Here is an 18,939-nt window from a genome sequence, read left to right on the forward strand (position 1 = left end):
AAATTAATGGCTAGATTTTTAGTTCTTTTCTTGTTTTACTTTGCAAGCTTCTGTCTTTCTGCGCAGTCCGAAGATTTCTCTTCGATTGACTTTACAGAAGCTGATAAATTAGCAAAACAAAATCGAGGTGCATCTTTAGACGATATGCCAGAATTGGTCTATAATCTTACGAATAGTCTTGAAACAGATGCCGAACGTTTCAGGGCTATTTACCTATGGGTATGTAATAACGTAAAGAACGATTATGGGCTGTACGCAAAAAACAAGCGAAAACGTAAACGATTTAAAGACGACAGCTTAAAACTAGAGGCTTGGAACGAAAAGTTTAAGAAAAAAATTTTCTCAACACTCCTGAGACGAAGACGAACGATTTGCACAGGCTACGCCTACTTAGTTAAAACATTAAGCCAGCTTGCTAATATTGATTGTAAAATAATTAATGGTTTTGGGAAACCAAGTTCCGGCAATCCCGAAGATTTAGAAGAACCAAACCACAGCTGGAATGCTGTAAATCTTAACGGAAAATGGTACCTCTGTGACCCAACTTGGGCTAGCGGCATCCAAGATTCCGAAAGTGGACGATTTAAATTTAGTTACAACAATGGCTTGTTTTTAGTCACACCACAACTGTTTGCTATAAGTCATTTTCCTATTGAACCTAAATGGTTTTTAATGGACAAAACACCTAGTTTTAACGATTTTGTAAACGCACCAATATTATACAATGATGCTTATAAGTTATTATCAAATCATATAGGTCCAAATCGATTATATAACGAAATAGAGGTCAATTCGTCTTTAGAGATTAGTTACACCCTAAAGCCTAAAATCAATGCAGAAGATGTTTCGCTAACTATCGTAGATGGTAGTTCTTCCACCACAAAATTACCTGATAATGTAGAACAGAACGGGAATAGCATAGACATTAGCTATAAGTTTAAACGCAAAGGCTTTTACGATGTGCATCTACAAATTAATGGTTTTCTTGTTGCGACTTATGTCGTAAGAGTTAAAAAAGAAAAAAGCCTTAATTAAATTGCTAATTAAGACTTTTTTATTAACTCAAAGACTTGTTTAATCCCAATCCCAACGGAGACCCAGTGAAATATTATTCTGCTCTAAAGATTGGTCTTTAAAAAGCGGGCTTAAATCGTACTTTGCATAGAGCGAAATATCTCCCCAACCTACATATCCACTAACACCATACACAAAATTAGAGGCATTAAAGTTACGCTTTTGCTTGTCTTTTACTCGGTCTCCATCTGCATCCTCATAGACTAATTTTTGCATTGACCCTAATCTTACGCCACCATATCCGCCAATACCGACTCTAAAATGATTATCTGTAAAGTATCGAATTCTATCACCATAATCTTTTTTGCGTGATGGCCCAAATTCTAAATGTACTGGGAAAACTAAATTAGTAACTCTAAACTTTGCTTTCTTTAAATCCGAAGGAAAATCTTGGAGTGAGGTTATATCACCATTTTCTACAAAATATTGATTGTTCTTAATATCTAATTTGTTCCACTGAAAAGAAAATCCATAATTTAATCTTGCAAAATTAGATTCCTTTAACAAACGAGTTTGCCAAGCCCAACCTAACTCTACGAAGCCTGAGCCTCCTAATTTGTAAGGTGTATTATCTAAATCCTGACCATCTCCGATAGCATTATTAAATCCAATCGCAAAAACCATTCTATTACCAGTACGAATATCGTATTTTGGCGGTCTCTTTTTACCAGACTTAATTGATATTCCAAATTCTGCTCTGTCTTTACCATCTACTAAAAGGCCTACAAACGAAGTACCGTTTTCATCCAAATTTTCGTTATAAGGATTACGTTTTACAAGCTCAATTTTTTTATCGACTATAGCCAATCGGTCTTCAATATTAGCCGCGCGTTTTTTTGCTGCCTCTTTTTTTAACTTCTCGGCTTCGTCTGCAGTAATCTCATCGTTGTCTAATCGTTTATTAATAACTTCGATTTCGGCTTTAAGATATTCACGCTCTTGTATTTTTATATCTTCTTTAAGACGTTCTAGCCTTTTTATTTTTTGAAGTTTTAAAGTGCTAATTGTGTCTTTCTTAGCATCTGTCTGTTCGGTTTCTTGGGCACTTATATTGCTTACAAATAGGCATAGGATAAGCGCTACAACGTATTTTGATAGTGTTGTCATTGTTCGTTAAATTTTAATTAATGAAATTAGTTTCTGTTCGGTTTCTTTAAACACCCTAGTCTTGGCAACGGTGTTTTTTTGATTGATGCATTCGATTAATCGTTGCGCTGCGCAACTCTTGTTTTCACTTCCTCGTAACCACCTTTTAAGGTTTCATAAATTCGAGTTCTAAACGATTGCCCCATTGCCTCTTCAACGTCTTGAAGTAGCGCGTCCGCATTAACAATGTTGGTTTTCTTCTTTATAGTTTTATCCATAAGTAACTCTCTGTTTGCCACCTTTAAAAGCGAATCGATTTGTTGGTCTGTCACTGTAGTTTTATTACTAGATTTTACCTCTTGCAAGACATCTGCTACTGAATTGAATTCTACTTTAGGGGTTTGTATTAAATCTTCAGCAGAACTTTTTTTCAATTTTATCTTATCAAGCTCTAGTAATTTTTGTTTTTCAGCTTTAGCTACTGCACTATTTTCTTTCTTAGCACTTACTTTTTGTAGCAATTGATTTTGTTTTCTTTGGTCTGTAACAGCTAAACTCTGTTGTAATTTCTCTTTTTTAGTTGTTTCAGATTTATGTTCTAACGTTTCTTTTTGTTCTGTGATTACTAACTGATTCTCTGAATTATCATTGGTTTCATTTTGAAATATACCTTCTGGCTGAGATGATATTGTTTCTTTAATCTTGTCTTTTACAATAATGTCGTTCAAAGAATTTTCGTCTTCATTATTAAAAAAACTAATCGATAAAAATACCAATGCAGCAACACTTGCGGCGATACCGAACCACCAAAACGACTTCCTTTTATTGCGCTTATCTTCAGCATCTAACTGCTGCGAAAGCTTAGACCAAGCGTCTGTAGATGGCGTAAGCGTACGCTGCTCTAACTTGTCTTTTATTTGTTCTTCAAATTTAATTGGTGCCATAACCGGTCTTATTTAAATCTTTAATTTTTTGCTGAAGCAATTGTCTTGCTTTGTATAGTTGCGATTTTGATGTGCCTTCAGAAATCTGAAACATTTCCGCAATCTCATTATGCTTATAACCCTCGATGGCATACATATTAAATACCATTTTGTAACCTTCTGGCAAACCATCTATTAGTCTTTGAATCTCTGCAACTTCGATATTAGAATTAATGCTATCTGTAGCGTTTTGTTTAAAATCTATTTCCTCTACAGGGAATTCTAATTGCTTTTTGCCACGCAAACACGAGATAGCTTCTCTAACCATAATGCGTCGTATCCAACCTTCGAAACTGCCTTCATTTTTAAAACTTTTGAGATGTTTAAAGACTTTAAAGAATCCGTTAAGCATAACTTCTTCGGCCTGATGCACATCTTTTATATAATAACGACAAACGCTTAACATTTTTGGCGCGTGTAACTCATATAACACATGCTGAGCTTCGCGATTATTTTTAGCGGCTTTTGCTATGAGTTTCTCCTCGTTATTATGAAGTTGAATGACTTTCATTCTCGTTTTAAAGTGATGGTTTGCACTTCTATTTATAAAGACGCAAATGGTTGGCTTTTGGTTGCCTGAGGGTTGAAAAATATTTGAGCACTTCTCATAATTATTCTCGAAACATCAATAAAATAAATACTTTCAAGATAATAAAAAATTATTTTTTTCTTTCGATGACGTAGTTCACCATTAAGGTTAATGAGGCTTTAAATTCGGATTTGGGATAAGCATCTAATAGTGTTAAGGCTTCTTTTTGGAACTCTACCATTTTACTTTCTGCATAATCTAGACCTCCTTTTTCAATCACAAAAGCAATCACTTCTTTTACCCGCTTTTTATCTTTATTATGATTTTTTACAGAATTAATAAGCCAAGCTTTTTCCTTTTTCGAAGAATTATTGAGCGCATAAATTAACGGAAGCGTCATTTTTTGTTCCTTAATGTCTATGCCTGTTGGCTTCCCTATTTTAGTTTCGCCATAGTCAAACAAATCATCTTTAATCTGAAACGCCATACCTATAAGTTCACCAAACTTTCGCATCTGCTCTATCTCTGGCGAATTAGGTTTTACAGATGCAGCACCTAAGCTGCAACAGGCAGCAATGAGTGTTGCTGTTTTCTGGCGGATAATTTCGTAATAGACATCTTCGGTAATATCTAATTGACGTGCTTTTTCGATTTGAAGTAATTCGCCTTCACTCATTTCTCGTACAGCAACTGAAATGATTTTAAGCAAATCGAAGTCGTTATTATCAATGGACAGCAGTAAGCCTTTAGATAATAAATAGTCGCCAATAAGTACGGCAATTTTGTTTTTCCAAAGTGCATTTATAGAAAAGAATCCTCGGCGGCGGTTACTATCGTCCACAACATCGTCGTGAACTAATGTTGCTGTATGAATTAACTCAATAACCGAAGCGCCTCGGTAAGTGCGCTCACTTACTTCGCCATTGTTAAGCATCTTAGCTACTAGAAATACAAACATTGGCCGCATTTGCTTACCCTTTCTGTTTACGATATAATGGGTAATACGGTTAAGGAGTGCCACCTTGCTTGACATCGCCAAACGAAACTTTTTCTCGAAAAGTTCCATCTCGAAAGCTATGGGCTGTTTTATTTGTTCAGTTATCTTCAATAGATAATTGCGGTTTCGGTATATAGAACAGTTAGATTGTAAAGATACGACCTTATTAAGGTTTGTACTAAAGTTTAAGATTTATTTGCCAATTGCCCGCATGCTGCGTCGATATCTTTTCCACGGCTACGTCTTACAGTTACTGTAATGTTGTTTCTTTCCAGAACATCTACATACATATCTATAGCTTTAGAGTTAGCCTGCTGGAACATGCCATCGTCAATTGGATTGTACTCGATAAGATTTACTTTACTTGGTGCGAATTTGCAAAAGTCAACAAGCGCATCTACATCTTTTCGCTTATCATTTATTCCATCCCAAACCACATATTCGTAGGTGATTCTATTTTTTGTTTTGGCATACCAATATTCTAAGGCTTCTCGCAAACTGGCAAGCGGAAACGTTGCATTAAAAGGCATGATAGATGTACGCACCTCGCCAATGGCTGAGTGCAAAGACACGGCTAGCTTAAATTTAACACCGTCATCTGCCATTTTTTTAATCATCTTGGGAACGCCCGATGTTGAGACCACTATTCGTTTTGGTGACATGCCTAAGCCTTCATCAGATGTTATTTTGTCAATGGCTTTTAAGACATTATTATAATTCATCAATGGCTCACCCATTCCCATAAACACAATATTGCTCAATGGACGATTGTGATATAATCTACTCTCGTTATCTATAGCTACAACCTGATCGTAAATTTCGTCTGGGTTAAGATTACGCATTCGCTTTAATCTTGCAGTTGCACAAAATTTACAATCTAAACTACAGCCTACTTGAGAAGACACACAAGCTGTGGTACGTGTCGCCGTTGGTATAAGAACAGACTCCACTACAAGATTATCGTGTAAACGGACTGCATTTTTTATAGTACCATCCTCACTACGTTGTATTTGATCTACGCGAATATGGTTTATCACAAAATTATCCTCGAGCATCTGACGAGTTTCTAGAGAAATATTTGTCATATCCTCGAAACTATGCGCGGACTTTTGCCATAACCACTCGTAAACTTGGTTACCTCTAAAGGCCTTGTCTCCGTTTTTTACAAAAAACTCTCGTAGTTGGTCTTTAGTGAGTGCGCGTATATCTTTTTTGATCGTTTTCATTTGGTTACAAAGGTAGCAGATATTGGCGATTGTAACAGACACGAATAGCACGAATTTTCACTAATTAGCGAGTAAATTGATTTATTAAATTATAAGAGCTACACGTTAGGGATTGTAGCGGCATCTTTTTATTTGTCCCTTTGAGCGCAGTCGAAAAGTCGTCAAATAAAAAATACAGCGAAAAGCCCGACCCCGAAAAAATTTCGGGGGAACGCCAAAATAAAAAACCTCTCGATTAGAGTTAGTAAATGAGAGGTTCTATTTTTTTGTGAGTCGCGATTATATAATCAACATCGCGTCACCGTAAGAATAAAATCTGTATTTTTCTTTTACAGCTTGTGCATAGGCCTCTTTCATAAAATCGTGACCTGCAAAAGCAGAAATCATCATTAACAATGTGGACTTTGGCGTATGGAAATTCGTAATCATACTATTAGCGATGCTAAAATCATATGGTGGGAAAATAAATTTATTAGTCCAACCAGAATAAGGATTTAATGTTCCGCTAGAAGATACCGAACTTTCTATGGTACGCATAGATGTAGTTCCTACGGCACATACACGCTTTTTATTAGCGATACCTCTGTTAATTATATCTGCAGCTGATTGTTTAATTTCTATTTCCTCGCTGTCCATTTTGTGCTTTGACAAATCCTCTACTTCTACTGGATTAAACGTTCCTAATCCCACATGCAATGTTACTTCGGCACGTTCTACGCCTTTAATTTCTAAACGCTTTAATAAGTGTTTAGAAAAATGTAATCCAGCCGTCGGAGCTGCAACAGCGCCTTCTTTAGCCGCATATATGGTTTGGTAACGTTCCTCGTCTTCTGGCTCTACGTCTCTTTTAATGTACTTAGGAAGTGGCGTTTCTCCAAGTTCGTTTAATTTATTTCTGAAATCATTATAACTTCCATCATACAAAAAACGAAGTGTACGACCTCTAGATGTTGTATTGTCTATAACTTCAGCAACCAACGTCTCGTCATCGCCAAAATATAATTTATTACCAATTCTTATCTTACGAGCTGGGTCTACTAAAACATCCCAAAGACGTTGCTCTTGGTTTAGTTCTCTTAATAAAAAAACTTCGATTCTAGCTCCAGTTTTTTCCTTATTTCCGTAAAGTCTTGCTGGAAATACTTTTGTATTGTTAAGAATCATCACATCTCCTTCATCGAAATAATCGATAACATCTTTGAACATTTTATGCTCTATCGTCTGGTTTGCTCTATCCAATACCATTAAACGCGATTCATCTCTGTGTTCTGCGGGATGCTCGGCTAGTAATTCTTCTGGAAGGTCAAAATTGAAGTGTGATAATTTCATAGTTTTAGTTTAAATTTTGAAAGTTGCAAATATACAATCTCGTGATAGGGGTTGTCAAGTAAACGAGGAATTATTTACGCTTTATCAAAATTGAAACCAATTTGCTCTAGGTCTAACCAAAAATCTGGGTAAGATTTTGAAACCACATCAGCATCCTTAATAGTTATCGAAGTCTTTAGAGCCAATGGCGCAAAAGCCATAGCCATACGATGATCGTTATAGGTTTCTATTTGTACATCATCAATAACGGAAGTAGAACTGTAAAGAGTTAGCGTGTCGTTTGTAACCTCAATCTTGGCACCAAGCTTAGTTAATTCAGTTTTTAACGCTTCTAGTCTATCTGTTTCTTTGATTTTTAAAGTGTGAAGCCCCGTCAATTGACATTTTAAACCTAAGCCAAATGATGTGACTGCAATAGTCTGTGCAATATCTGGCGCGTTGCTTAAATCTAAGTTGATTGACGTTTGATTATTAACGATTGATGATTTCTCTAAAACTATCGTATTTTTTTTAAATGTTGTTCTTACACCAAACAGTTTATAAATATCTGCCAATACAGAATCGCCTTGAAGTGAGTCTTTTTTGTAAGAAGACAAAGTAATTTTTGTACCAACATTACTTAAAGCCACAATACTGTAAAAATAAGATGCTGAAGACCAATCTGACTCCACAACTATCGTTTTGGACTTTATTTCGCTTATGGGTTTAACAGTGATACTATTTCCTTTAAAAGAATTAGCAACTCCAATCTCATCGAGTAAACTTAGCGTCATTTTTATATATGGTACAGACGTTATCTTTCCATCCAAGGTTAACTCAAGTCCATTCTCTAATGTTTGGGCAATAAGTAATAACGCCGATATGTATTGACTACTGACATTAGCTTTTAAGGTCACTTTGGTTTTGGTAAGTCTTTGTCCCTTAATTCTTAACGGCGGAAAACCCTCATTCTCAATATATTCGATATTAGCTCCCAATTGCCTTAGCGCTTCGACCAGAACGCCTATTGGGCGCTCTTTCATACGCTTTGACCCCGTAAGAACAACCTCTCTTCCTTCTTTTGAAGAAAAATAAGCGGTTAAAAACCGCATGGCTGTACCTGCATGATGAATATCTATTACCGCTTCTGAAGATGTTAGTGCATTTAGCATCAATTGAGAATCGTCAGAGTTAGATACGTTTTCTATTTGTAATTGAGGATAAAGTGCTTGTAGTATCAATAAACGATTAGCTTCACTTTTGGAGCCTGTAATCTTAACTTCAGAGATTGATTTTATCGTGGATTTTTGTATATGTAATGTCATAAAAAAAGAATTCCCGCCGAAGCGGGAACAAATTTACTTTAATTTCTTGTTATTGTGATGCCTATCGTGGTCACGCTCGGCTTTTTTATCCATTTTCTTATCAAAGGCTGCTTGTAAGTCTATTCCTGTTTGATTTGCTAAACACAGGACTACAAAAACAACATCCGCCAATTCTTCTCCTAAATCTTTATTTTTATCGGATTCTTTTTCACTTTGTTCTCCGTAACGCCGAGCAATAATGCGTGCAACTTCACCAACCTCTTCTGTGAGTTGTGCCATATTAGTGAGCTCATTAAAATAGCGTACGCCGTGTTCTTTTATCCAATTATCAACTGCCTTTTGGGCATCATTTATGTTCATATCTATACCTTTTTAAGTACGATTTGTTCCATTTGCTTTTCTACAATTTTACTATAAAATTCTTTAAAAACCTTATAATCTGCAGAATCTATTATCGGAGACTTTAAATCAAACTCCGTACTTAGCTGAATAAAACTACCATTTTGTTTTGCGACAAAAGTGTACTTTACTGCACCTGATTTATATTCGATAGCTTCACTTTGCGGTATTGCTTCTACTTCGTAACCTGAAGGTAGCATGATATTTACCTTGAACTTATTCTTAAATGGAATTAAAAAATCTATTGGGTATGCTCTTTCATCAAGCTTAAAAGGGTTTTCTTTTTCTCCCATAAATAAGAGAGGTTTAAAGTATAATTTACCTCCAATCTCATCAACTGCGTCCGAGAGTTCATAATCATAAGATATTATAAAATCACCATTTTCCTTGTCTTCCAATTCTGTTTCTGAAATTACAATAGCTCCTTTGTCACTCTCTAATGATTTTACTTTATCGTCTTGACTTAAACCAAGGTATTTTTTTTTGAGATTGAGCGCTAAATTACCTGTCATCATCTGTCTTACTTTTCCGCTTACGGTAAAGTCATCTTCAATTTTTATATTTAAAGAGTTAGACTCTACTGCTTGTTGACTAGGCATTAAAGGAACCCAGCTAGATGAACCATCTTCTTTAATTAATCGTCCTTGCCAATTTAATACCCTTCTTGGCAACACATTGAAAAGACTATATCTTTCTGAAGCATCAATAAGCACATATTTACCTTGGTCTTCAACCATGCAAATTACGTAGTTAAACCCTCTTCTAGTTGGATATAATGGTATTCCATTATTTTTAGTACTTACTAACACTGGATTTGCGTTTACGCCCTGTGACTTTAACATAGAGATGAGTAAGAGATTAATATCTCCGATGTTTCCGCTACCTTCTTTATAAGCATCCTTTATGCCTTTTTGGCTGTAAAACCCGTAGCTTCCGTTCCATTTAACTTTAGATTTAACAAAAGACTGTAGTACAAATGCTTTCTCGAAAGGTACCTCTACACCCTGTAGTAAAGACGCGATGTCATCTTTAAAGAAATTATTTCTATTTAATTGTCCGCCGAAAGCATCGCTGTCATAAATATTCTTAGAAACTTTTTCCCAATTTGAGGAAAAAGATTTTTCTATAGCTCCGAAATCGTTCAGTGTAGCAACCATTTCAAAACTCATCTTAGATACATAATTCTCCATACTTCCGACATAAGCTTCTTCTTTAAGGCTTGGGATATTAGTTTCTGATATTTCTATAACATTATCAAAATAAGTTTCTGTGGATTGACTAAATTTTGTATTCGTAGTATAAAATTCAGATCGTTGTCTGTCAGTAAATACAACTTTTCTCTCTACTTTTCTTTTACTCAACTTTGGCTGGTAACTTGCTCTAAGATTAGCTAACTTATTATATTGAGCATATTGTGGTGTAGCCACTTTAATATCAAGTTGATTAATTGGGATTTCGTATTGAAAATATATATCATCTATAGAACTAAACGGAGACTTAATATCGTAAGTATATTCTATAATACAACCATCTTGAACATTTGGCATAGTTATGGTGCTTATGTCCATAAATTCATTTAACTCCTCGTCGAAGATGCCGTCTTTTTTAAGTTTAGTTTTTTCAACTTTACCATTAACAAGGTTGTAAGTATAGCCTTTAATACCTATTATTTTTTCTTTTGAAGCTCCAGAAGAGCCTTGATATAAGTAGACTTTTTCTGTTGCCCAATCATAGCCCTCTTTATTATAAATTTTAATACGTTCGTGTATTTCACGATTTTGAACAAACCCTTCTCCTTGCACGTAATTAAAAGTAATATGCTCTTTTTTGTAAAGTACTGCCGCATCGGCAGAAGCATCTATTGGATGTGCTTTTTCTTGCAATTCTTGTTTGGACACCTTTCCGAATTTAAAGTCTTGTGCCACACTAAATGTAACGAAACTGACAAATATTGTAAGTGTTATAATATTCTTCATTTGCATGTTTAATTAATTCTTTTTAATCTATTTTTAATACGATTTTGGTCTTATCTAGTTTAACAATGCGTTTTCTAAAATCTCTAAACGCATTATAATCTTCTTTTTCATAATTTCCCTTATTCATTGTCCATGAACGAGAATACTTTAATTTAGTATTTGATAGTTTTTCAATTTTATACTCGTAAACACCAAACTTAGATTCTATTTTTTCTCCTTCTGTCATTGCTTCTACTTTAACGCCTTCTGGTAAATTAATAATAAACTCATCCACATCTTTATATCCACGTTGTATTCTGAAATCTAAATTTCGGCTATCGTATCTTGGAGGAATACTTCTGACTCGATTAAATATATTTGGCATAATAATTAATCGATTTCCACTTTTAGATGTATAGTTCGTGGCTCGAAGCTTTACATTTTCAGTTAAAATAACTTCATCACGATTGTTATTTATGTCTATGGACATAATTTCTAAATTGTTTACATTATCCCAGTACTCTTTATAATATAATTTTTGGTCTCTTAAAGATTTGCTAATAATATCTTCGTGAATTGCATATTGATAACCCGTTGTTTTTACGCTTACATTGGCGTCAAACGACCCGTCTTTTATTAGATTTATCTCCGCAGTTGTAATTTGCAAGCTCTCTTCTGAATCATAAACCTTGGTGTGAACTATTTTGCCTCCTTCAGGTGTGACTAATAGCACATCTCTATCATCTGTAAAACCAGCCGTAAAACCAAAAGGTGCTGTTTGACTTGTACATTCTAAAAAAATATTTTCTTCATTAGTAGGGACACATAGTATTACGTGGTTTCCCTCTGTTACAGAAAAATCACTATCTATGTCTTTTATATCGTTGTCTCCCCAAACTACAGTATAATAGGATGGTACACCCACAGCCTCTAAAAGTGCTTTGGTGTAGTTAGTGAGACCCTTACAATCTGAATAGCCCAATTTATCAACCTCTGAAGCATTCATTGGTTTCCAACCACCAATACCAACTTGTACGCTTATATATCTGGTTTTGTCTTGCATGAACTCATAAATTATCTTCGCTTTTTCAATATTATCAGTGACCCCTGAAGTAAGTGACCTAACATTATCAATTACCGATTGAGGTATTTGACCAGTCCCAGAGATTAAATCGTTATACATCCATTTTCCAAAATCTTCCCAGCTGTTATTTATTCCTTTTACACCTTCCATGTTAAAAGTGGTCAAGGCGGTCTTAAAAATTGGAACAATATTTGAAATCCCAGGATTATAAGCTTCGTATTTAATTCCTTTTAAATTTTTGGCTTTTAAATGCGTATCACTAAGCTTTTCTATATTATAATTATCAAAGTTCTCTGTTTTAGTCTTTATTTCAATACCAGAGTTATTAACCAGCTCATACTCCGAATATTGAACTGAAACGTAATACCCATCTATTGGTCGCCATTGAGGGACAAAGGCAGTACTTTTCATTTGAACTTCTGAACTATACTCTATTGTATATGGATATTTTACAGGCGTGTAACTTAGATATTTTACACGATTATCGGAATAGAGTGTCCCGCCGCTTACAGCACTTTGATCCGTAAAATCCCTAATCTTAAACTTTTTGATTTCTTTACCAAACTCATTATATATTTTAGCCTCCATTTTCTTTATCTTGGTGTTATTGTCATAACCCTCAAAGGCATTTGTATGCTGATCACCATACTCGTTAAGAACGGTTACCACTCGTTTAGTAGTAACATACATATCATCAAAATCATTGATTTCGATAGTTTGTTTTTCGTATCTGACTACGGCGTTGGCCTTAATAGTAAGTTCTGGGGAAATTCCGCTCGTTTTAAAATCTGAGTCTGACTGGGAGGAAGCAACTGCAAACAAAAGAGAAAAAACGCAAGCAGAGAGCGCTTTTGTAAATTTCATTAATTATTATTTCTGGGAACAATATAATAATTGAATAAAAAAAATCAAAAGTTGGATGTCGTTTTATTCTTACATTTTATTCTTACTATCAATAAGAATCGTAACCGGTCCGTCGTTAACTAACATTACTTTCATGTCGGCACCAAACTCTCCGGATTGTATTGGCTTTTTGATATAAGCTTCTAACGTTTTTTTATAACTCTCGTAAACTGGAATAGCAACTTCTGGCTTAGCTGCCTTAATATAACTTGGACGATTCCCTTTCTTTGTACTTGCATGAAGTGTAAACTGACTTACAACAATAACATCACCGCCAATTTCAGTAATGCTTTTATTCATTACACCATTTTCGTCTGGGAAAATTCGTAATCCAGAAATCTTACGACACAGCCATTCAATATCTTCTTGTGTATCGGCATCCTCAATACCAACAAGAATAAGTAATCCTGTATTAATAGATGCTACAACTTTTTTACTTATTGTTACTGATGCTTCAGAAACACGTTGTATCACAACTCTCATAGTCTAATTTTCTTCCCAATTATCAGTTCTGTAATGCTCATCTTCTCCTTCTAAAATTTGAAGATAACTTCTGTATCTAGAATAAGACACCTCATCGTTTTCTAAAGCTTCTTTAACTGCGCATTTTGGCTCTTTTAAATGCAAACAATTATTGAATTTACAATCTTGCTTTAACTCAAAAAACTCAGGGAAATAATCACCAACCTCTTCTTTTTCCATGTCAACCACTCCAAAACCTTTGATACCTGGAGTGTCGATTATTTTTGCATCAAAACTTAAATCGAACATTTCTGCAAAAGTAGTCGTATGTTGCCCTTGCATATGCTGATTAGATATCTCCTTTGTTTTTAAATCTAAAGTTGGCTCAATAGCATTGACTAAGGTCGATTTTCCCACGCCAGAATGACCAGCAAACATACTGGTCTTTCCTTCCATCAATGCTTTTACTTTGTCGATATTCTTTCCTGTCGTTGCAGAAATTCCGATACATTCGTAACCTATTTTTCTGTAGATACTCGCTAAGTATTTTACTTCAATTAGACTTTCCTCATCGTAAGTATCAATTTTATTAAAAAGCAGTATTGTTTTTATACTGTAGGCTTCTGCTGTCACTAAAAACCGATCTATAAAACTTGAGAATGTTGGCGGGTTATTAATGGTAATTAATAAAAATACCTGATCTATATTTGATGCTATAATATGTGTTTGCTTAGATAGATTTACCGATTTCCGGACTATGTAGTTTCTACGTTCTTCAATGCGTTTAATAACTCCTGTTTCGGTATTATTTTTAGTTTCTACATCAAATTCTACCACATCTCCTACAGCAATAGGATTGGTGCTTTTAATATCTTGAATACGAAATCTACCCTTTATTCTGCACTCGTAGAATTTACCATTTGGTGTTTTTACGGTGTACCAACTTCCGGTCGATTTGTAAACTGTTCCTGTCATTAATTACAAAGAAACAACATTTACCAAAAACCATAATCATATATTAATTGTATATTCAATGAAAATAATTTTAATATCATTTACTATGAAAAAAATAGTGTTGCTGCTTTCAATTGCATGCTTTTCTTTTGTTGAAGTTTATTCTCAAGTAGAATATAAAGTAATTACAAGTGTAGAATCAATCGTCCCCAATGGTTTAGGGCGTTCTCGATTATTATCTTCTAATGAACAAAGAGATTATAATGAATTTACTTCAGAAAGGTCCAGTGATAAAAAAGAGGATGAAAGAAACAAATCTAAAAGAGGTGACATCAGAGTAAAAGATTTTGAAGAAACTAAGCTCTTAAACTTCTATAATCTTGGCGGAATTAGATTTCAGAATATAGTTGCCAATGACGCCGTGATAAGCTCTAAACTTACAGCAATGGCAGAAGATGGCTGGGAACTTATGTTTGTTGCAAGTGCTGTAGAAAGTGATGCTGGCACAAACGATGGTCAAGGTATATTTGTAACCAGATATATATTTAAAAGAAATAGGAAAGTCTAACGTAAATGAATAAAAATGCTCGCTAACTTAAATAAGCCATGTGCCAGCGAGCATTTTTGCTTTTACACTAATTATTAATAATCTTTTCTTGATGATTAATAGACTCTTGGTGAATGGCTTTAAAGACTCTTAGAATAAACTCCTCGCTAAGGTTCTTTTCTTCGCCTTGAAGAATCATTTTACCCAAAATTTCGTTCCAGCGTTTAGATTGTAACACAGCTACATTGTGGTCTTTTTTAAGTTGACCTATAGCGTCCGCGATAGTCATACGTTTTCCTAACATTTCAATAAGTTGATGATCTACCACATCTATCTGGGTACGCAGGGTATTTATCTTGTTTTTAAACTCAGCAGCCTCACCCACTTCTTTACGTATACGTAAATCTTCTGTGTATTTTATAAGTGTTTCTGGTGTAATTTGTTGTGCTGCATCACTCCACGCTTTATCTGGATTGTGATGTGTTTCTATCATTAAGCCATCGTAGTTTAAGTCTAAAGCGGTCTGGCTTAATTCAAAAATAATATCTCTTCGACCCGCAATATGCGATGGGTCTAAAATCAATGGTAAATCTGGAAAGCGATTTTGTAAATCTACTGCAACTTGCCATTCTGGATTGTTACGGTATCTTGTTTTTTCGTATGTTGAGAAACCTCTATGAATTACCCCTAAATTATTTACATCTGCCGTATAAAAACGCTCAACAGCACCTAACCATAATGCCAAATCTGGATTAACTGGATTTTTTATCAATACCGGTTTGTCTGTTCCTTTAAGTGCATCGGCAATATCTTGAACGATAAATGGACTGACGGTTGTTCTGGCTCCAATCCATAAAATATCAATATCATGCTTTAGAGCTAACTCTACATGATTGGCATTAGCTACCTCAGTAGTAGTAAGCATACCTGTTTCTTCTTTGGCGCGCTGCATCCATTTAAGACCTAGAGCACCTACACCTTCAAAGTTTCCTGGTCGTGTTCTTGGTTTCCAAATACCTGCTCTAAATACGGTAGCGTCACTATCTTTTAATTGATGTGCTATTTTTAAGACTTGCTCTTCTGTTTCAGCACTACATGGACCAGCGATAACCAATGGATGGTCTAATCCAAAGGCATCTAACCAGTTTCTAAGTTCTTTTTTATTTTCCATAATTTTTCTTTTCCTTTTCTATTTAATTCCGTTGAGAATTTGCTTTATATAATTTGTTGATTCCATTTCTTGATAGACCGATTGAAAATCGTCTTTTTCCATCAAGCTTTTAAAATGTTTTAAATTGTTAATATATTCGTCCAAGGTTTCAATGACATTGGTTTTATTCTGTTTAAAAATTGGTGTCCACATTGCTGGTGAACTTTTTGCTAAACGTACCGTGCTCTCAAAACCACTACCAGCCATATCAAAAATATCACGCTCGTTTTTTTCTTTTTCAATGACAGTTTTACCTAGCATAAACGAGCTAATATGCGATAAATGAGAGACATAAGCAATATGCTTATCGTGGGCCTTTGGATTCATGTAACGAATTCGCATTCCTAAGTCTGAAAAAAGTGCTAGAGCTTTCTCTTGAAGCTTAAAGGCTGTTTCTTCTACTTCGCAAATAATGTTCGTTTTATCCTTAAACAATCCTTTTATTGCCGCACTTGGCCCTGAAAATTCTGTACCTGCAATTGGGTGCGCTGCTAGATAATTTCTGCGATTAGGATGATTTTTTACCTTCAGACATATATCTTCTTTTGTTGAACCTACATCAAAAACAATTGTATTTTCCGCAACGTTATCTAATACTTCTGGAAGTAACACTAATGTAGCATCAACAGGAATGGCAATGATTACCAAATCTGCTTTAGATAATTGATTTATCGATATTTCAGCATCAATAACTCCAAGACTAATCGCTTCTTCTAGGTGTTTTTTATTTGTATCTATACCATAAATAGTTACATCAGGAAACTTATTCTTTATATCTAAAGCAAAACTTCCGCCAATTAATCCAACTCCAATGACTACAACATTTTTCATCCTACTTAACTCGTGCTATTGCTTCTTTAATAATTTCTTCTTCTTCACAAATTGAAAACCGCACGTAACCTTCGCCATTAGAACCAAAAACTGTTCCTGGAGCTATAAATAGGCTATGTTCTTTTAATACTAAATCTGTAAATTCTTCACTCTTTACATGTTCTGGTAATTTTGCCCAAACAAATAAACCCGACACATCTTCATTATATGTGCAATTGAGAGCTTCAGCTAATTCCCAAACCAATTGACGTCTTTTACGATAGATGCTATTTAAACTCTCGAACCACATGTCAGAACTTTTTAAAGCTTCAACAGCACCTTTTTGGATACCATAAAACATCCCAGAATCCATATTACTCTTCACCTTTAGAATTGCATTGACAAAATCGTAGTTGCCTACAACCATTCCGGCACGCCAGCCTGCCATATTAAAGGTTTTACTTATAGAATTTAGCTCTAAACAAACATCTTTGGCTTGCCTGTATTGCAAAATACTTTTGGGCTTATCGTTTAGTATAAAACTGTATGGATTGTCATTAACAATTAAGATATCATGGCGTTTCCCAAACGCAATGATATCGTCGTAAAACTTATGAGGTGCGTTTGTACCCGTTGGCATATTTGGGTAATTAATCCACATTAACTTTACCTTACTTAAGTCCATACGCTCTAAGGCGATAAAATCTGGAAGCCAGTTATTATCTTCTTTCAAATCGTAGTACAATGGCTCTGCTTGCAGCAACTTTGCAACACTGGAATAGGTAGGATATCCAGGATTGGGAATTAACACGCCATCACCAGGATTTAAAAAAGCCATAGAAATATGCATCACACCTTCTTTACTTCCCATAAGTGGTAAAACTTCAGTCTTAGCGCTTAAGTTTACATTGTAATGTGTCTTATAAAAATTGGCCACAGCATCCCTAAATTCAGGAATACCTTGATAACTCTGATATTTATGAGCGCCTGCGTGATTTAAACTCTCTTCGAGCGCCATTACGGCTTTGAATGGCGGGTCTAAATCTGGACTACCAATCCCTAAATTAATGATTGGTTTGCCTTGAGACTTTAAAAAAGCAACTTCTTTAAGCTTCTTAGAGAAGTAATATTCTTCAACATGTTTTAGTCGGTCTGCTACTTCTATCATGATTTTGCATTTTTATATTCGCCCAAAATTTTAAAATTTTCTGCCATAATTTTTACAATAGACTTTGCTTTGTCAAAATCTGAATACGCATCAAAGGTAACATCTATAAAAAAAGCGTATTTCCAAGGTGTATTAATCTTTGGTAACGACTGAATTTTGGTAAGGTTGAGTTTGCAATCGCTAAGCACATTAAGTATGACTGCCAAACTTCCTCTTTTGTGGTCTAGCTCAAACTTAAGAGAAGCTTTATTAATATCGTTTTCCAATATTTCATCATCTCTTTTAACAATTACAAAACGCGTTTCATTATGCGTAATTGTTTGGATGCTCCTTTGTAAAATATTAAGTGCATATAAGTTTGAAGCCGTTTCGCTAGCGATTGCCGCAATACCAAAAAGCTGTCTGTCTGAAATTTCTTTGGCGACATCTGCAGTATCTCTAGCTTCTACCAATTTAATTTCAGGGTATGATTTAAAAAATTCTTTACACTGCAACAAAGCCATTGGGTGCGAATGCACTTCCTTTATATCTTCGATTGATTGATTGGGCAATGCCATAAGGTGATGCTGGATATCTAAATAATATTCTCCGACAATCCTTAAATCATTAACATCTATTAATGCGTAATTAGGAATTATTGAACCCGCAATAGAATTCTCTAAAGCCATTACGGCAACATCAGATTTGCCATTTAGAAGACAATCTACCAAAATATCAAAAGTCATGCATTCTTCAAAAACTTCTGAATTACCGAAATAGTTTTCGGCAACACTATGATGGAATGATCCTTTTATACCTTGTATTGCTATGTTCTTAATTTTATTCATTTTGTTTAATCAGATACTGAAACAATCTCAGTACCATCAACCCTTAAATTTTGATAAAAAAAAATCTCGATTTTCATCGAGACTTTAATAAT

18 protein-coding genes are annotated in these 18,939 nt (G+C 34.8%); 2 read left to right on the forward strand and 16 right to left on the reverse strand.

Features of this window, described 5'->3' with window-relative positions; translation table 11 throughout:
* Positions 1-6 precede the first annotated feature (6 nt).
* Positions 7-1,035: a transglutaminase domain-containing protein gene (locus tag DFQ05_RS06035; protein WP_132704503.1), complete on the forward strand. Its 1,029-nt coding sequence runs from the start codon at positions 7-9 to the stop codon at positions 1,033-1,035.
* 39 nt (positions 1,036-1,074) lie between these two features.
* Here the strand turns inward: DFQ05_RS06035 and DFQ05_RS06040 are convergent, their stop codons facing one another.
* The 12 genes from DFQ05_RS06040 to rsgA all read right to left on the reverse strand — a co-directional run bounded on the left by DFQ05_RS06040 (position 1,075) and on the right by rsgA (position 14,306).
* Positions 1,075-2,181 (reverse strand): hypothetical protein, encoded by a 1,107-nt coding sequence (locus DFQ05_RS06040; RefSeq protein WP_132704504.1) that lies wholly within the window; start codon positions 2,179-2,181, stop codon positions 1,075-1,077.
* Positions 2,182-2,276: 95 nt separating this feature from the next.
* Positions 2,277-3,104 (reverse strand): hypothetical protein, encoded by an 828-nt coding sequence (locus tag DFQ05_RS06045; protein ID WP_132704505.1) that lies wholly within the window; start codon positions 3,102-3,104, stop codon positions 2,277-2,279.
* Positions 3,091-3,654, reverse strand: a complete 564-nt coding sequence (locus DFQ05_RS06050) for an RNA polymerase sigma factor (protein WP_132704506.1) — start codon at positions 3,652-3,654, stop codon at positions 3,091-3,093. The genes DFQ05_RS06045 and DFQ05_RS06050 overlap by 14 nt, the downstream gene beginning before the upstream one ends.
* A 148-nt stretch (positions 3,655-3,802) precedes the next feature.
* On the reverse strand, positions 3,803-4,780 hold the full coding sequence (locus DFQ05_RS06055) for a polyprenyl synthetase family protein (protein ID WP_132704507.1): 978 nt from the start codon (positions 4,778-4,780) through the stop codon (positions 3,803-3,805).
* 74 nt (positions 4,781-4,854) lie between these two features.
* A complete protein-coding gene (rlmN, locus tag DFQ05_RS06060) occupies positions 4,855-5,895 on the reverse strand; it encodes a dual-specificity RNA methyltransferase RlmN (protein WP_132704508.1) in 1,041 nt (346 codons plus the stop codon).
* 279 nt (positions 5,896-6,174) lie between these two features.
* Positions 6,175-7,224 carry a tRNA preQ1(34) S-adenosylmethionine ribosyltransferase-isomerase QueA gene (queA, locus tag DFQ05_RS06065; protein WP_132704509.1) on the reverse strand — a complete coding sequence of 350 codons (1,050 nt, stop codon included), beginning with the start codon at positions 7,222-7,224 and terminating at the stop codon, positions 6,175-6,177.
* Positions 7,225-7,298: 74 nt separating this feature from the next.
* Complete coding sequence (gene aroA / locus DFQ05_RS06070) at positions 7,299-8,528, reverse strand: 3-phosphoshikimate 1-carboxyvinyltransferase (protein ID WP_132704510.1); 1,230 nt, start codon at positions 8,526-8,528, stop codon at positions 7,299-7,301.
* Between the two features lie 33 nt (positions 8,529-8,561).
* On the reverse strand, positions 8,562-8,888 hold the full coding sequence (locus tag DFQ05_RS06075; RefSeq protein WP_132704511.1) for a nucleotide pyrophosphohydrolase: 327 nt from the start codon (positions 8,886-8,888) through the stop codon (positions 8,562-8,564).
* A 2-nt stretch (positions 8,889-8,890) separates the two neighbouring features.
* The gene (locus tag DFQ05_RS06080; protein WP_132704512.1) at positions 8,891-10,903 is read right to left on the reverse strand and encodes a transglutaminase family protein; all 2,013 of its coding nucleotides are present in this window, start codon (positions 10,901-10,903) and stop codon (positions 8,891-8,893) included.
* Positions 10,904-10,925: 22 nt separating this feature from the next.
* Positions 10,926-12,830, reverse strand: coding sequence for a DUF3857 domain-containing protein (locus DFQ05_RS06085; RefSeq protein WP_132704513.1), 1,905 nt, complete (start codon positions 12,828-12,830; stop codon positions 10,926-10,928).
* Positions 12,831-12,899: 69 nt separating this feature from the next.
* Positions 12,900-13,352 carry a D-aminoacyl-tRNA deacylase gene (gene dtd, locus DFQ05_RS06090; RefSeq protein WP_132704514.1) on the reverse strand — a complete coding sequence of 151 codons (453 nt, stop codon included), beginning with the start codon at positions 13,350-13,352 and terminating at the stop codon, positions 12,900-12,902.
* Positions 13,353-13,355: 3 nt separating this feature from the next.
* Positions 13,356-14,306: a ribosome small subunit-dependent GTPase A gene (gene rsgA, locus DFQ05_RS06095; RefSeq protein ID WP_132704515.1), complete on the reverse strand. Its 951-nt coding sequence runs from the start codon at positions 14,304-14,306 to the stop codon at positions 13,356-13,358.
* Between the two features lie 85 nt (positions 14,307-14,391).
* Between rsgA and DFQ05_RS06100 the strand changes: the two genes are divergently transcribed.
* Positions 14,392-14,853, forward strand: coding sequence for a hypothetical protein (locus tag DFQ05_RS06100; RefSeq protein WP_132704516.1), 462 nt, complete (start codon positions 14,392-14,394; stop codon positions 14,851-14,853).
* A 67-nt stretch (positions 14,854-14,920) separates the two neighbouring features.
* Here the strand turns inward: DFQ05_RS06100 and DFQ05_RS06105 are convergent, their stop codons facing one another.
* Genes DFQ05_RS06105 through DFQ05_RS06120 form a run of 4 tightly spaced genes read right to left on the reverse strand, consistent with a single transcriptional unit; the run spans position 14,921 to position 18,847 of the window.
* Positions 14,921-16,003: a bifunctional 3-deoxy-7-phosphoheptulonate synthase/chorismate mutase type II gene (locus DFQ05_RS06105; protein WP_132704517.1), complete on the reverse strand. Its 1,083-nt coding sequence runs from the start codon at positions 16,001-16,003 to the stop codon at positions 14,921-14,923.
* A gap of 18 nt (positions 16,004-16,021) precedes the next feature.
* Positions 16,022-16,873 (reverse strand): prephenate dehydrogenase, encoded by an 852-nt coding sequence (locus DFQ05_RS06110; protein WP_132704518.1) that lies wholly within the window; start codon positions 16,871-16,873, stop codon positions 16,022-16,024.
* Between the two features lies 1 nt (position 16,874).
* Positions 16,875-18,020, reverse strand: coding sequence for a pyridoxal phosphate-dependent aminotransferase (locus DFQ05_RS06115; RefSeq protein WP_132704519.1), 1,146 nt, complete (start codon positions 18,018-18,020; stop codon positions 16,875-16,877).
* Positions 18,017-18,847, reverse strand: coding sequence for a prephenate dehydratase (locus tag DFQ05_RS06120; RefSeq protein WP_132704520.1), 831 nt, complete (start codon positions 18,845-18,847; stop codon positions 18,017-18,019). The genes DFQ05_RS06115 and DFQ05_RS06120 overlap by 4 nt, the downstream gene beginning before the upstream one ends.
* Between the last annotated feature and the right edge of the window lie 92 nt (positions 18,848-18,939).

It is taken from the genome of Winogradskyella wandonensis, from assembly GCF_004346845.1.
Taxonomy (GTDB): Bacteria; Bacteroidota; Bacteroidia; order Flavobacteriales; family Flavobacteriaceae; genus Winogradskyella; species Winogradskyella wandonensis.

Coding starts and splice junctions, on each gene's coding strand:
- dtd (WP_132704514.1), bottom strand. CDS start 13,352: ATGAGAGTTGTGATACAACGTGTTTCTGAAGCATCAGTAACAATAAGT.
- rsgA (WP_132704515.1), bottom strand. CDS start 14,306: ATGACAGGAACAGTTTACAAATCGACCGGAAGTTGGTACACCGTAAAA.
- DFQ05_RS06085 (WP_132704513.1), bottom strand. CDS start 12,830: ATGAAATTTACAAAAGCGCTCTCTGCTTGCGTTTTTTCTCTTTTGTTT.
- DFQ05_RS06040 (WP_132704504.1), bottom strand. CDS start 2,181: ATGACAACACTATCAAAATACGTTGTAGCGCTTATCCTATGCCTATTT.
- DFQ05_RS06075 (WP_132704511.1), bottom strand. CDS start 8,888: ATGAACATAAATGATGCCCAAAAGGCAGTTGATAATTGGATAAAAGAA.
- DFQ05_RS06050 (WP_132704506.1), bottom strand. CDS start 3,654: ATGAAAGTCATTCAACTTCATAATAACGAGGAGAAACTCATAGCAAAA.
- DFQ05_RS06100 (WP_132704516.1), top strand. CDS start 14,392: ATGAAAAAAATAGTGTTGCTGCTTTCAATTGCATGCTTTTCTTTTGTT.
- DFQ05_RS06035 (WP_132704503.1), top strand. CDS start 7: ATGGCTAGATTTTTAGTTCTTTTCTTGTTTTACTTTGCAAGCTTCTGT.
- rlmN (WP_132704508.1), bottom strand. CDS start 5,895: ATGAAAACGATCAAAAAAGATATACGCGCACTCACTAAAGACCAACTA.
- DFQ05_RS06115 (WP_132704519.1), bottom strand. CDS start 18,020: ATGATAGAAGTAGCAGACCGACTAAAACATGTTGAAGAATATTACTTC.
- aroA (WP_132704510.1), bottom strand. CDS start 8,528: ATGACATTACATATACAAAAATCCACGATAAAATCAATCTCTGAAGTT.
- DFQ05_RS06105 (WP_132704517.1), bottom strand. CDS start 16,003: ATGGAAAATAAAAAAGAACTTAGAAACTGGTTAGATGCCTTTGGATTA.
- DFQ05_RS06045 (WP_132704505.1), bottom strand. CDS start 3,104: ATGGCACCAATTAAATTTGAAGAACAAATAAAAGACAAGTTAGAGCAG.
- queA (WP_132704509.1), bottom strand. CDS start 7,224: ATGAAATTATCACACTTCAATTTTGACCTTCCAGAAGAATTACTAGCC.
- DFQ05_RS06110 (WP_132704518.1), bottom strand. CDS start 16,873: ATGAAAAATGTTGTAGTCATTGGAGTTGGATTAATTGGCGGAAGTTTT.
- DFQ05_RS06120 (WP_132704520.1), bottom strand. CDS start 18,847: ATGAATAAAATTAAGAACATAGCAATACAAGGTATAAAAGGATCATTC.
- DFQ05_RS06080 (WP_132704512.1), bottom strand. CDS start 10,903: ATGAAGAATATTATAACACTTACAATATTTGTCAGTTTCGTTACATTT.